The sequence below is a fragment of the Bradyrhizobium sp. CCGUVB14 genome (genome assembly GCF_024199935.1).
Taxonomy (GTDB): domain Bacteria; phylum Pseudomonadota; class Alphaproteobacteria; order Rhizobiales; family Xanthobacteraceae; genus Bradyrhizobium.
The window spans coordinates 6,431,460-6,445,124 of record NZ_JANADS010000001.1 but is presented as its reverse complement, the minus strand read 5'-3'; the positions used below and the strand labels follow the sequence as shown (position 1 = coordinate 6,445,124).

Annotated in this window: 13 protein-coding genes; 5 read left to right on the top strand and 8 right to left on the bottom strand. The window is 65.0% G+C overall.

Annotated features, from left to right (window positions below; genetic code table 11):
• Nucleotides 1–144: 144 nt before the first annotated feature.
• Both NLM32_RS30270 and NLM32_RS30265 read left to right on the top strand, forming a co-directional pair.
• Nucleotides 145–711, top strand: a complete 567-nt coding sequence (locus NLM32_RS30270; RefSeq protein WP_254132411.1) for a cupin domain-containing protein — start codon at nt 145–147, stop codon at nt 709–711.
• Between the two features lie 294 nt (nt 712–1,005).
• A complete protein-coding gene (locus NLM32_RS30265; RefSeq protein ID WP_254132410.1) occupies nt 1,006–2,220 on the top strand; it encodes a rhomboid family intramembrane serine protease in 1,215 nt (404 codons plus the stop codon).
• A 19-nt stretch (nt 2,221–2,239) separates the two neighbouring features.
• Here NLM32_RS30265 and NLM32_RS30260 read toward each other — a convergent pair whose 3' ends face one another.
• The gene (locus tag NLM32_RS30260; RefSeq protein ID WP_254132409.1) at nt 2,240–3,160 is read right to left on the bottom strand and encodes a LysR substrate-binding domain-containing protein; all 921 of its coding nucleotides are present in this window, start codon (nt 3,158–3,160) and stop codon (nt 2,240–2,242) included.
• A gap of 150 nt (nt 3,161–3,310) precedes the next feature.
• Here NLM32_RS30260 and NLM32_RS30255 point away from each other — a divergent pair, with 150 nt between their 5' ends.
• Both NLM32_RS30255 and NLM32_RS30250 read left to right on the top strand, forming a co-directional pair.
• Nucleotides 3,311–4,231 carry an amino acid ABC transporter substrate-binding protein gene (locus NLM32_RS30255; RefSeq protein ID WP_254132408.1) on the top strand — a complete coding sequence of 307 codons (921 nt, stop codon included), beginning with the start codon at nt 3,311–3,313 and terminating at the stop codon, nt 4,229–4,231.
• A 27-nt stretch (nt 4,232–4,258) separates the two neighbouring features.
• Nucleotides 4,259–5,329, top strand: coding sequence for a low specificity L-threonine aldolase (locus NLM32_RS30250; RefSeq protein WP_254132407.1), 1,071 nt, complete (start codon nt 4,259–4,261; stop codon nt 5,327–5,329).
• Nucleotides 5,330–5,364: 35 nt separating this feature from the next.
• On the opposite strand, the gene NLM32_RS30245 is transcribed toward NLM32_RS30250, so the two are convergent.
• Nucleotides 5,365–6,615, bottom strand: coding sequence for a NupC/NupG family nucleoside CNT transporter (locus NLM32_RS30245; protein ID WP_254132406.1), 1,251 nt, complete (start codon nt 6,613–6,615; stop codon nt 5,365–5,367).
• Between the two features lie 159 nt (nt 6,616–6,774).
• Between NLM32_RS30245 and NLM32_RS30240 the strand changes: the two genes are divergently transcribed.
• Nucleotides 6,775–8,010 (top strand): MFS transporter, encoded by a 1,236-nt coding sequence (locus NLM32_RS30240; RefSeq protein ID WP_254132405.1) that lies wholly within the window; start codon nt 6,775–6,777, stop codon nt 8,008–8,010.
• 273 nt (nt 8,011–8,283) lie between these two features.
• On the opposite strand, the gene NLM32_RS30235 is transcribed toward NLM32_RS30240, so the two are convergent.
• From NLM32_RS30235 to NLM32_RS30210, 6 genes are all read right to left on the bottom strand, one after another.
• Nucleotides 8,284–9,042 (bottom strand): SDR family oxidoreductase, encoded by a 759-nt coding sequence (locus tag NLM32_RS30235; protein ID WP_254132404.1) that lies wholly within the window; start codon nt 9,040–9,042, stop codon nt 8,284–8,286.
• Between the two features lie 24 nt (nt 9,043–9,066).
• Nucleotides 9,067–9,825: a proteasome-type protease gene (locus NLM32_RS30230; protein ID WP_011088363.1), complete on the bottom strand. Its 759-nt coding sequence runs from the start codon at nt 9,823–9,825 to the stop codon at nt 9,067–9,069.
• Nucleotides 9,826–9,931: 106 nt separating this feature from the next.
• Nucleotides 9,932–10,339, bottom strand: a complete 408-nt coding sequence (locus NLM32_RS30225) for a carboxymuconolactone decarboxylase family protein (RefSeq protein ID WP_254132403.1) — start codon at nt 10,337–10,339, stop codon at nt 9,932–9,934.
• Between the two features lie 54 nt (nt 10,340–10,393).
• A complete protein-coding gene (locus NLM32_RS30220; RefSeq protein WP_254132402.1) occupies nt 10,394–11,590 on the bottom strand; it encodes an acyl-CoA dehydrogenase family protein in 1,197 nt (398 codons plus the stop codon).
• A 112-nt stretch (nt 11,591–11,702) separates the two neighbouring features.
• Nucleotides 11,703–12,551 carry a transglutaminase family protein gene (locus tag NLM32_RS30215; RefSeq protein WP_254132401.1) on the bottom strand — a complete coding sequence of 283 codons (849 nt, stop codon included), beginning with the start codon at nt 12,549–12,551 and terminating at the stop codon, nt 11,703–11,705.
• 169 nt (nt 12,552–12,720) lie between these two features.
• Entirely contained in the window at nt 12,721–13,665 is a 945-nt protein-coding gene (locus tag NLM32_RS30210; RefSeq protein WP_234679117.1) for an alpha-E domain-containing protein, read from the bottom strand.

Genomic DNA, 13,665 nt, shown 5'->3' with positions numbered 1-13,665 from the left:
GTGGGCAAAGGCGCGCTCTGCGCGCGCCGTGCCCCACGATCTCTTTCCGATCACACTCAGAACGTGGGCACGCTCCGCTTTGCCCACCCTACGAGACCTGTTTCCGTGTTAGCCTCTTCCCATAACAACAGGGGAGGCCGGCCCATGGCCAAGACAACAACCAAGAAAACAAAATCTCGCAGTGCAGCCCAGACCGCTGTGAAGAAGCGAAGCGGTGCCAAGGCCGCCGCGCGTTCCTCCGCACGCAAGGCCGTGAAGTCGAAGGCGCGCACGACCACCGCCAAGACTTCAGCGAAAACGTCCGCGACGAAGAAACCCGCCCGCCCAAGGCAGCGCATCGCCATCAGCCATCACCGCGAGGAAGATTTCAAAGCCGACGGCCTGCGCGCCTACGCCAAGTATCGCGACCTCGGCATCGCCGCGGCCAGCCACGGCCTCGCGCAAGCCCACGTGATCCGCCTGCAGGGTCCTTGCGATCCTGCCGAGGTTTCGAAGCTCCACTTCCACGATGTCGACTTCCAGATGGTCTACGTGCTCAAGGGCTGGGTGAAGACCTACATGGACGGGCAGGGCGAGACCCTGATGAAAGAAGGCAGCGCCTGGACCCAGCCGCCGAAGATCAAGCACATGATTTTGGATTACTCCGATGACGTCGAACTGCTGGAAGTGATCCTGCCGGCGGAGTTCAAGACGGTGGAGCTGAAGGCGTAGGCCACTCTCTCCACGTCGTTGCGAGAAGCTCGCGATGACAGCGCGTAGCCTGGATGGAGCGAAGCGAAATCCGCGAAAGTCTCTCCGCGGCGAAGCTGGTCCCGGATTGCGCTGCGCTCCATCCGAGCTATGGCGTCCGCATGAAAGGCTCCAGGCAATCCCTAAAAAGCCCGCGATCCAGGAAACCGGGCCGTTACCAGTCGGAAGGTTCCTGCCGCCCGCAGGGCTTGCGCTAACCCGTCGAAAACATTCCTCGCGTCAACTCAAGGCTGTGAGAACGCGAGAGATGCATTCATGGCGACCACTTTTGGCCGACGCGGCGTTGTAGCGCCAGCTCCAGGTCGATCGTTTCAACCCGCCGCGCCGATCGCCCCGGCGGTCGAGCGCGACGACACTCAGCCCTCGTCCGATGAGGGCTCGCTGTTTCGCGACAACAAGCTTCTGGCCGATATCCCTTTCCTCACCATTGGCCTGATTTTCGTTCTGCTGCTCGTCTATGCGCTGCAACGCAGTCTGGCCATCGACATTGCCAAGGACGGCTCACTCGATGTCCGCTCGCTGATCGCTCAGGGCGCATCCGGCTACGATCTGGTCGTCGGACGAGGGGAATGGTGGCGCATCGGCCTTGCGCCGCTTCTGCATGGCAGCCAGTGGCACCTCGTCGGCAATTGCGTTGCGCTGTTCATCGTCGGCGTCAGGCTGGAGAGCCTCATCGGCCGTGGCTGGTTTTCGCTGATCTTCGTCGCCAGCGCAGTCGCCGGCGAAATCGGCTCGTTGCTGGGCAATGGCCCCGCCGTCGCGGTGGGCGTCGGTGCGTCCGGCGCCATTACCGGGCTCATCGCCGCGCTGTTCGTATCGAGCTTCGATCCGGAGGCGGACGCCGCGCAAACAATCTCGCGACTGAAGACGTCGCTGTTCTTCGGCATTCCCGCGCTGCTGCCGCTGGCCTTCGGTGCCTCAGGCAATGTCAACTACTATGCTCATGCGGGCGGTGCGCTGGCCGGCGCCGCGCTTGCGATCACGCCGTGGCTCGCCTTCTGGTCCTATGACAGCCTGCCGCGGAGCGCCGGCATGACGTTGTTCGCAGGATTGGCGGTGTCCCTGGTCTGCGCCGGCTTTGCCGCCATGCATTATTCATCCTACATGGCCGATGCCTTGCACTACATCCGCGCGTCGGAAGCGCCGACGAATGCTGAAGAGATGGCGAGCCGGTCGCTCGATCTCGTGACCCGCTATCCGAAGGACCCGCGGGCTCATCTGTTCCGCGCGATCGCCTACCTGGAAAAAGCCAGCTTCAACTCCGCCGAGACCGAAGCGCGAACCGCCATGTCGCTCGCCGCCTCGGATGTCGCGGGCGGGCCGGTGCGCTCCGGCGCGCAGAGCCTGATGGCGGTGTTGCTGCTGGCACAGGGACGAACCAGCGAGGCGAAGGCCATGGCGGCCGAGCCGTGCCGCGCCAAGATGGCTGAAGTGCGTCGCATCCTGCAGAAGCAGAAACTGTGCAGCTGAGCGGAATTGCGCCGGTCGCCTACCGCTCGAGATAGCCCAACTCCGCGCCCATGACCTTGCGGGCATATTCGCCGAAGGCATCAATCAACCGGCCGGGTGCGGCATGAGGTGGATGGAGCAGCGCGATCGTCACGGGGACGATAGGGTTGAAGGGGCGCGTGACCAGAGCCGCGCCCGAGCTTTCGTCGTGTGCGGCAATCGGGTTGATGATGCTGACGCCGAGGCCGGCTGCGACCAGGGCACAGACCGATGCGCCCAGATCGGTCTCGGCAACAATGCGGCGTGCAACGCCGGCCTGCGCGAAGATCGCATCGATGCGATCGTAGAGCGGACTCCCCGTGGCGAAGGAGATGAAGGCCTCATCGGCGAAGTCGGCAGGGCGCAGCGTCTTCTTCTGCGCAAGACGATGTGCTTTCGGCATGATTGCGACGCAACGTGTCCTGAGCACCGATTCGACATGGACTCCCGCAACCTCGTCGTAGAGCATGGCCAATCCGATGTCGCAGAGCCCGGAGCTGATCCAGTCGTGCACGGCGCTCGCCGTGCCGGACCGGATCGAGATCATCACATGCGGATAGTCCATCTTGAAACGCGCCGCGATGCGCGTCAGCAGGCCGCCGGCCAGGCGCGGCATCGCCGCAACGCTTAGCCGACCCATGCCGAACGAACGGATGCTGGCTGCGCTGGCCTCCAGTCCGGCGAGGCCAATGAAGGTTTTCTCGACCTCCTGGAAAAAGCGCGATCCGTCCACGGTCGGGCGGAGGCGGCCGCCACTGCGGTCGAACAGCGGGAATTGCGTGATCGCTTCCAGCTGCCCGATCAGGCGGCTGATCTGGGGTTGCGAGGTATGCATGCGCTGAGCTGCCTGCGTCATCGATCCCGTCACGAAGACCGCCCGGAAGGCCTCCACATGCTTCAAGCCCATCCGTCTGGTGGCCATATCAAATCCGTATAGGAGAGTGTGAAACTGGAATTTCATCAGATCGGGCTTTTGGACGATAGTCCAGAGCATGAAGCCGTTCGCGCCGGGCCGTCCTTTCGTTGGCTACCGTGGACGGCATCACGGACATCGGCGGAAGAAGGGGACGAGATGAAAGCGATAACGATCAAGGCGCTCGCCGCGGCGGCCGTCGCTGCTTTTGTTCTTTCCGGCGAGGCCATGGCGCAGGGTGCGGGCAGGCTCGACAAGATCCGTGAGACCGGCTCGATCACGCTGGGGTATCCCGAGACCTCGGTGCCCTTCGCTTATCTCGATGGCAACCAGAAGCCGATCGGCTACACCGTGGAAATCTGTGAACAGGTGGTGCAGGCGATCAAGACGGCCCTCAAGCTCCCCAAGCTCGAGATCCGCTATCAACCCATCACCTCGGCGACGCGCATTCAGCTGCTAGCCAACGGCACGATCGATCTGGAATGCGGCAACACCACCAACAATATCGAGCGGCACAAGCTCGCCGCTTTTTCTCCCACCATCTTCGTTGCGCAGGTGGTCCTCGTCGCGCGCAAGGATGGCGGCGTCGATGTCAATGATCCCGCGTCGTTTCGCGGCAAGGCCATCGCCGCCCAGGCCGGCGGCCAGACCTTCAAGGTGATTACGCTGATCAACGCCAAGAACAATCTCGGCATCTCGGTGGTTCCGGCCAAGGACACCGCCGAGACCTTCCTGATGCTGTCGTCGGGCCGTGCGGCCGGCACCGCCAACGACGACGGTCTCGCTTATGCCACGGTCGCCACATCAAGGACGCCGGATGACTTCGTGATCGGCAGCAAGGGTCTCGAGATGGCGCCTTACGGCATCGTCGAACCCAAGGATGATCCTGCCTTCAAGAAGGTGGTCGACGAAGCCGTGATCGACCTGATGAAGAACGGACAGATTGCGGCGCTCTACGACAAATATTTCAATTCACCGATCCCGCCGTATGGCCTCAACCTGAAATTTCCGATGAGCGCCGCCCTCAAGCGGGCGCTGGCCAACCCAACCGATTCCGGCGACCCGGCAGCCTACGAATGAAGCACCAGGCGCTCTAGAGGTCCCGCAATGGCAGATCAACATGTGACGAACGCGGCGGGCGCCGGGGCGCCGCCCATCGACCTGCGCAGCGATACGGTCACCAAGCCGACCGAGGCTATGTATGCCCGCATGGCCTCGGCGCCGATCGGCGATGACGGGCTGGACGGTGACCCCACGGTACGGGAGTTGGAGGCCGTCGCGGCTGCCGCATTGGGCAAGGAGGCCGGCCTGTTTGTGCCAAGCTGCACCATGGCCAATCTGCTGGCGACGCTGGCGCAGTCGCAGCGCAGCGAACAGATCGTGCTGGAATCGCGAGCCCATATGTACACGTCCGAGCGAGGAGCGGCGACATTCACGGGACAGTTCTACCTCGCTGTTGCCGGTACCGACGGCGCGATGGACCTGAACTTGCTGGAGGACGCCCTACAGAGCGACGGGCACAAGCTCAGGACCGCCCTTGTCGCGATGGAAACCTCGCACAACAATGCAAGTGGCGCCGTGCTGCCGCTGGAGCACATGCAGGCGGTGCACGCCATGGCTTCGGCGCGTGGCGTCCCGGTGCATCTCGACGGTGCGCGGCTCTTCAACGCCGCGGTCGCGCTCGAAACGGCGCCGGCCGAGGTTGCGCGGCATTGCGACACGGTCTCGCTGTGCCTATCGAAGGGCCTGAGCGCGCCGGCTGGTGCCGTGCTCGCAGGGCCGGGCGCGGCGATCGACCGGAGCCGCAGATTTCGCCGCATGCTGGGAGGTACGCAGCGCCAGATCGGCATCCTGGCAGCCGCCGGCCTGGAGGCCGTTCAGGTCATGGGTGCGCGTCTGGTGGAGGACCATCGGCGTGCGCGCGCCCTGAGCGATGCGCTGAACGGGATGCATCCGAGGATCAGCGCGACAATCCCGCAAACGAATATCGTGCAGGTCGATGTCTCTCGCTCCGGGCGCGACAGCGCCGCGTGGTCGGAGGCTCTGGAGGGGATGGGCGTGAAGGCGAGGCCCTGGGGCAAGCAGCGATTGCGCTGCGTGACCCATCGCCATATCGAGGATGCGGATATTGAGCGCGCGGTCACGGCATTTCGCGCCGTGGCTGGAGCTTTGGCTTAGGGCATCCGCTGAAGTGACGGGCTGCGGGCCTGTTGCTAACTCAACACCCCTACGATCGCGCCCATCAAGCACGTCGTCAGCGTGCCCGACACGATCGACTTCAGCCCCAGCGCATTGATCTCGTCGCGCCGCTCCGGCGCCATCACCCCCAGGCCGCCGATCATGATGCCGAGGCTGGCGAAGTTGGCGAAGCCGCACATCGCGTAGAGCATGATCAGGCGCGAGCGCGGATCGAGCGTACCCGGCGGCAGTTTTGAGAAATCGACATAGGCGATCAGCTCGTTGAGCACAGTCTTGGTGCCCATCAGGCTGCCGGCTGTCACCGCCTGATCCCAGGGCAAACCCATCAGCCAGCACACCGGCGCCATCACGAGACCGAGCAGGCGCTGCAATGAGATTGCGGCGCCGCCGATGTTGGGCAGCAGGCCGAGCATGGCGTTGACGAGGTAGACCAGCGCCACCAGCACCAGCAGCATTGCGACGATGTTGATCAATAGCTCGATCCCCGCGGTCGTGCCCTTCACGATCGCATCCATGGTGCCGGAGACTTCCATCTCCGGATCTTCCAGCGCGCCGCCGGTGCGCTTGTCTGATGTCTCGGGCACCATGATCAGGCTGACCAGGATCGCGGCCGGCGCCCCCAGCACCGAGGCGATGACGAAATGCGCGGCCGCATCGGGAATAAGAGGAGCAAGGAGCGTCGCATAGAGCACAAGCACGGTGCCGGCGATGCCGGCCATGCCGCCGGTCATCACCAGAAACAATTCGCTGCGGCTCATCTGCGCCAGATACGGCCGCACGAACAGCGGCGCCTCGACCATGCCGAGGAAGATGTTGGCGGCGGTCGAGAGCCCGACCGCGCCGCCGACGCCGAGCGTGCGTTCGAGCAGCCACGCCATGCCGCGCACGATCGGCGGCAGCACGCGCCAATAGAACAGCAGCGTCGTCAGCACGCTCATGACGAGCACGATCGGCAGCGCCTGGAACGCCAGGATGAAATCGGCGCCCGGTACCTTCAGGTCGAAGGGCAGGGGACCGCCGCCGACATAGCCGAACACGAAGGAGGAGCCCGCGCGCGAGGCCGCCGAGATGGCGCCGACCGCGTCATTGATGGCGCCGAAGGCGTGCGCCACGATCGGCACCTTCAGCAACACGATCGCGGTGGCGAAGGTCACGACGAGGCCGATCAGCGCCTGCCGAAGCGAGACGACGCGGCGATTCTCCGCCAGCGCGAACGCGATCAGCAGCAATGCGAAAACGCCGAGTGTCGATTGCAGCCGCAGCATGATGTCCCCAAAGCCCCAATGATTATGGCCGTGCGTGCGTTGCAAACGCAATGCCGGATGGCGCCGGGGGCCGCCCGCTGTTGACAAGCAGGCCCGCGTCAGCCACGCGGGGGCGCGTCGATATCAGGGGCGGACCAGCCGAGCGTGACCGAAGAGGCGATGCCAGAGCAGCCAGTTGCAGCCCGTCCGGCGGTCAGCGCCGGAGAGCTCCTCCGCCACCGCGCCTTCCTGTTCTTCCTGCTCTCGCGCAGCCTGTCACGCTTTTCCAGCCAGATCGCGGCGGTCGCGATCGGCTGGCAGATCTACGACCTCACCGGCTCGGCCTTCGACCTCGGCATGGTCGGGCTCGTACAGTTCGCGCCCACCGCGCTGCTCGTCTTCGTCGCCGGCCACGCCGCCGACCGTTTTGAGCGCAAGCGCGTTGTCCAGCTCTGCCAGCTGGTGGAAGCCGCGACCGCGCTCTATCTCGCCGTCATTACCTATCTCGGCTCGGTCAGCGAAGTGCAGATTTTCGTCGCGACCTTCGTGCTCGGCATTGCCGGCGCCTTCGAGAGCCCGACCACGGCGGCCCTGCTTCCACTGATCGCGCCGCAGGGCTCGCTGCAGCGAGCCACCGCCGTGGCGAGCGGCGCAGGCCAGGTCGCGACCATCACCGGGCCGGCGCTCGGCGGCTTTGCCTATGCGATCGCGCCGCATCTGGCCTACGCCGTGATGCTGCTGTTCTGGATTCTCGGGATGATCCTGACCGGCTTCATCCAGCCGCGTCCGCAGGCCGTGGCCAGGGACGAGAGCACGGACAATATCTTTGCGGGCGTCCGCTTCATCCGCAGTAATCCGGCGATCCTCGGCACCATCTCGCTCGACCTGTTCGCGGTGCTGTTCGGCGGCGTGACCGCGCTGCTGCCGATCTATGCTCGCGACATCTTGCAGACCGGCCCGGTCGGGCTCGGCGTGCTGCGTGCCGCGCCGGCCGTCGGCGCGCTGCTGATGACCATGGTGCTGGCGCGCCACGCCATCACGCGGCATGTCGGCCTGCGCATGTTCCAGGCGGTGATCGTATTCGGGGTGGCCACGATCGTGTTCGCGCTGTCGTCCTGGATGTGGCTGTCGGTGTTTTCGCTCGCGATCCTCGGCGCTGCCGACACGATCAGCGTCGTGATCCGCTTCTCGCTGGTGCAGCTCGCCACCCCCGACGAGATGCGCGGCCGCGTCGGCGCGGTCAATTTCCTGTTCATCAACGCCTCGAACCAGCTCGGCCAGTTCGAGAGCGGGCTGACCGCGGCGCTGTTCGGCGCCATGCCGGCCGCCGTGCTCGGCGGCGTCTGCACGGTTGCGGTGGCCTTGCTGTGGATGAAGCTGTTCCCCAGCCTGCGGCAGGTGGAGAGTTTGGAGTAGGGCTCGTGTCCCGGACGCGCTGCAACGCGGAGCGTTGCTGCGCAGAGCCGGGACCCAGAAGGCCGAGAGCGAGATCGCGGAGGCATGGGCCCCGGCTCAGCAGCGCGTCATTGCATGCCGCGCTGCGTCCGGGGCACGAGAGCGGCAAGTCTGCGCGCGTAATGACGATTGCTGAAGCAGCGCGTGGACTTACGCCGCGTCACCCCGCAAGCCCGGCAGCAGCAGGCGCCTCTTGACGCCTACTGTGCATGGGGTTGTTTTCGTAGTTTTGGTTCAGCCGCGTCCGACGAACGGCATCTTGCTGGCCATCACCGTCATGGTCAGCACGTTGGCATCGAGCGGCAGGCCGGCCATGTAGGCCACCGCATCGCCGACCGCTTTCGCATCCATGCGCGGCTCGTGCTTGGTGGTGCCGTCCGGCTGCAGCACGCCGGGGCCGTTGACCATGCGGTCGGTCATCGGCGTCGCGGCATTGCCGATGTCGACCTGGCCGACCGCGATGTCGTACATGCGGCCGTCGAGATTGGACGCCTTGGTGAGGCCCGTGATGGCGTGCTTGGTCGAGGTGTAGGCCGCCGAGAACGGCCGCGGCGCATGCGCCGAGATCGAGCCGTTGTTGATGATGCGGCCGCCGCGCGGGCTCTGGTCCTTCATGATGCGGAAGGCGTGCTGGGTGCACAGGAACGGGCCGGTGAGGTTGGTGTTCACCACCGCCTGCCACTGCTCGAGGCTGAGGTCCTCGAAGTTGACGGCGGGCGCGCCCATGCCGGCGTTGTTGAACAGCACGTCGAGCCGGCCGTAGGTCGCCTTCACCTTGTCGAACAGCGCGGCGATCGAGTCGGGCTTGGTCATGTCGGCGGTGACGCACAGGCTCTTGCCCGCGGGGCCGAGCTTGGCGGTCTCCTCGAGCATGTCGAGCCGGCGCCCGACCAGCACCACGGTGAAGCCGGTGTTCATCAGCGCCAGCGACGCGGCGCGTCCGACACCGGTGCCGGCGCCCGTCACCACTGCGATCTTTTTTGCTTCACTCATCGTTTCCTGCCTTTTCTTCAGTTGTCAGGTTTTGGGTTCTTTTTCGTTCTTGTAGGGCGGACGCGGAATATTCTGATGCGCCGCGCGCAACGCCGCCGACCAGCGCGAGCGCAGGTCGTGGAAATAGGGCTCGCCTGCCTCGATGCGGTGGTTGAGATCGGCATCGCAGGCATCCGCGCGCACCACCAGCACGTCGATGGGAAGACCGACGCCGAGGTTCGAGCGCATGGTCGAGTCCATCGAGATCAGGCCGGTCTTCAGCGCCTCGTAGAGCTCGACGTCGTAATGCATGGCGCGGTCGAGCACCGGCTTGCCGTATTTGTGCTCGCCGATCTGCAGGTAGGGCGTGTCGGTGGTGCATTCGATGAAATTGCCGGCCGTGTAGACCATGAACAGGCGCATCCGTGCGCCCTTGATCTGGCCGCCGAACAGGAAGGAAACGTCGAACGACACGTCCTCGGATTTCAGCGCCGGGCCTTCGGTCGCGTGCACCGCCCGGATCGCCCGGCCGATGCGCTGGGCGGCCTGGAACATGGTCGGCGCGTTCATCAGCGTCTCGATCTCGCCCGTGTTCGGGTCCTCGAGACCCTCGGTCAGGGTGGAGAGCACCGACTGGCTGATGGCGAGATTGCCGGCGCTGGCGATCGCCATGATGCGGTCGCCCGGCTTGGAAAAGATGTGCAGCTTGCGGAAGGTCGAGACATTGTCGAGGCCGGCGTTGGTACGGGTGTCGGCGATCATGACCAGCCCGTCCCGAACCAGGATTCCACAACAATAGGTCATTTCCAGTCCCCGAACGCGAGCGCTTTTGCCGGCGCCAATCTAGTAGCCAATTTCGGGGGCGCATGAAACCCCCAATGGGATGCATCGACGGGGCAAAAAGCCTAGCTCAGTCAGCGGCATCGGCGAGAAACGCCCGGTCGACGGGGACGCCGAGCGCGGTGACCAGCCGGTTGGTTTCCGAAGCCATGCCGACGATGGCAAGCAGCTCGCCATATTCGGCCTCGGTCATGCCCTTGGCCCGGGCGGCCGCGGTGTGCGAATGGATGCAGTAGCTGCAGCCATGCGCGATCGAGACCGCGACATAAAGCATCTCCTTGATCTTGGGATCGAGCGCGCCCGGCGCCATCACCTCCTTGATGCTCTCCCAGGTCCGCCGCAGCGTCTTCGGATCATGCGCCAGCGCGCGCCAGAAATTGTTGACGAAATCCGATTGTCGGACTTTTCGGATGTCGTCGAAAACGGCGCGCGCCTCGCTGGAGAGTTCATCGTCCGAAAGCAGCTTCACGGTCGCCATGGGGGTCCTCGCAGGGTCGGGGTTGATCCTGCGATTGTAGCACGGCTGGTGCGATCAACAGGCCTGCTCGGCCGAGCGACGCAACGCCAGCCTGCCGACCTCGATATATTGCCGCTGCTGTGCGTGAGCGTGCTGCGCGCCGATGTGAAGGTCGCGCAGACGCCGCTGCAGCGGCGAGCTGTCATAGACCGCGCTGCTTCCCGCCAGCGCAAAGCAGGCGTCCGCAATGCCGACGCAGGTCGTGGCGAGCCAGGCCGCGGATCGGGCTCCCTCGACCAGGAGATCCGGATCGTTCAGCGTTCCCGACAGCGCGCGCCGCCAATGGCTGGCGACCTGCACCTCGTGAAACGCCTGCGCCGCCTTCAGGTCCGCGGAAATCCGGCCGAGCTCGTACTGGAAGATCTCGGACTCCCGCATCGGTACGGCCGCGTATAATTGCTGCCGCCCGGTATGGGCCAGCGCGAGCAGATCATCGACGGTGCCCTCGGCCAGGCCCACCGAGAAGGTCCCGTGCAGCAACGGCAGCCATTGCCGCAACGACTGATAGAGCGGACCCGACAGGCGCGGGGCAGCATCGACATCGAAGACGTGGGTATCGGGAACGGACGTCTCCCGCAGCGTGATGTGATGGCTGCCGGTGCCCTTGAGCCCTGCTGCGTGCCAGGTGTCCTCGATCTCCCAATCGCGCGCCGGCAGCATGATTGCACGAACCAACGGCTTGCCCTGCGGGCCCGGGACCGGCTTGCCGCGGTCGGTGACAACGCAAAACCCGCCGATCCAGTCGGCATGGGTGCAACTGCTGGCGAACGGCCAGCGCCCCTTGACGCGATAGCCGTCGGCCACGCGCTCCGCCGTTCCTGCCGGCTGCGACGAGCCGCAGATCGCCACGTCCGGTCCGTCCTGATAGATCTGCTGATACAGTTCAGGACGCGACGCGGCGGCGAAAAGGCCGCCGACGCCGGCAACGATCGCGATCCAGCCGATCGAGCCGTCGAGACGGGTCAGCGTCTTCATCACCTCGAGCCCGGCCGGCAGATCGAGCTCCAGCCCGCCATGGCTCCGCGGCACGAACATCCGAAACAGCCCGATCGATTTCAGCCGTTCCACCAGATCGGGCGGGAGACGGCGCGCAGCTTCGATCTCGGCGGCGCGTGCCGTGATCTCGGGCGCCAACTCGCCGATGCCCAGAAGCATGCCCTTGTGGGGATCGCGCAGTGCCAGGGAATTGCTGATTTTTTCTTGAAGCCGCATCTGTCTCAACCTCTGTTGCGGGATGGATCGCAACGGAGGTTGAAGAGGCGGCGCTACGATGCGGTTTCAGCGCGGTCGCCGTCGATTACGGCTGTAACCCTTGCTGCCGGGCCTAGCTCTGCCGCTGGGACTGCGATTGCGACTGGCCGCCGCGGCCGGCCTGCTCGACCTTGACCGCGACCGTCAACGTCTCAGCGCCGCCGCCATAGCGGGTGCCGCGCACCGGTGCCGCGCCGAGATAATCGAGCCCGATGGCGACGCGGACATGGGCGTCGGTGGTGCAGATGCTGTTGGCAGGGTCGAAACCGACCCAGCCGAGATTGGGAACGTAGGCTTCCGCCCAGGCATGGCCGGCGTCCTGATGCACGGTGCCGTCGGAGCGCAAGAAGTGTCCGGAGACGAAGCGCGCCGGCACGCCGCCGGTGCGGGCGCAGGCGATGAAGATATGCGCATAGTCCTGACAGACGCCGCGCTTGAGCGTGAACGCCTCGGCCGCCGACGTGCCGCTGTTGGTCGGGTCTTCGTCGAAGGTCATGTGGTCGCTGATCTCGCTCATCAGCGTGTGCAGGAAGCCCAGCGTGTCGCTCTCGGCCTCGCTGCGCAACTGGCGCGCGACCGCTGCCATTGCAGGATTGACGGTCGTGAGATCGGTGGTGCGCAGAAACATGTCGGCGGGAAAGCGCTCGTCGGCGCCGCGCAGCACGCCGCCGGTATCGTGGGTCTCGATCAGGCCCTCGGCCGTGATCTTGATGTCGCCGACGGGTCCGCAGGACAAGACATGGGTGACGTTGCCGAAGGCGTCCTCATGGATGTCGAGCTTGGTGTCGGTCGAGACGTCGATCTGCCATTCCGCCACATATTGTCCGTCATGGCTGCACGGCGTCATGCGCAGGATCTGGATCACGCTCGTCGCCTGCGGCTCGTAGCGATAGGTCGTGGTGTGCTGGATTCGCAGGCGCATGGGGAACCGTGCAGTTAGTGGTTAGGCCCGACTGCCTTTCGCGAAGAAGCTCGTCATGCCCGGGCTTGTTCCGGGCATCCACGCTCTTCCTCACCGCGCGGCAGCAAGAACGTGGATGGCCGGGACAAGCCCGGCCATGACGATATCCCGTTTCGTCAGCCGGGGGACATCAGATCAAATACTGCTTCGTGATGATTTCGCCCAGCCTGGAATTGTCCGCGATGAATTCCTGAATGAATTCATGCACGCCGTGCTGGAAAATGTCGTTCATGTTGCTGTGTTCCAGCCGGTTGCGGATGCCGCGGGCGTGGCGTTGCGCCGGACCCTGGCGGCCATAGGCGACGCCGATCTGGTCGAGGTTGCGCGTGAGATTGTCGTAGCAGCTCGCAAGCGAGCGCGGCAGCGTGCCGTTGAGGATGAGCAGATCCGCGACCAGCCACGGTTTCAGCGTCTCGCGGTAGACCCAGTGATAGGCCGTCAGCGCCGATACCGAGCGCAGGATCGAGCTCCACTGATAGAAGTCGAGCGGACCGCCGACGTGCTCCTCCTCGGGCAGCAGCACGTGATACTTGACGTCGAGAATGCGTGCGGTGTTGTCGGCGCGCTCCAGATGCAGGCCGAGGCGCGAGAACCAGTAGGCGTCGTTGCGCAGCATGGTGCGGTATGCCGAGCCGTCGAAGCGCAGCGAGGTCTCCTGCACAAAGCGCAGGAATTTCGCGAGGTCCTCGCGTGTGGAGGTGCCCTTGCTCCAGACCGCCTGCAGCTCGATCCAGGCCGAGTTGATGGTGTCCCACATCTCGCTGGTCAGCGCGGTGCGCACCGAGCGCGAATTCAGCCGCGCGGCCTCGATGCAGTTCCTGATCGAGGACGGGTTGTCGGCCGAGAACGACAGGTAATCGACGACGTTGTGCTCGTTGGCTTCCTCGTGGGTCTGATAGAAGCTTTCCGCGACGCCGGCGGTGAGCAGGGCGGAGTCCCACTCGTTGGTCTTGCCGATATAGGCGGCGGGAAGCGCGGTGACGCGCAAGGTCGCATCAATGGTGCGCGCGAGATATTCGGCCCGTTCGACATAGCGGGCGAGCCAGTAGAGGTTTTCGGCGGTACGCGACAGCAT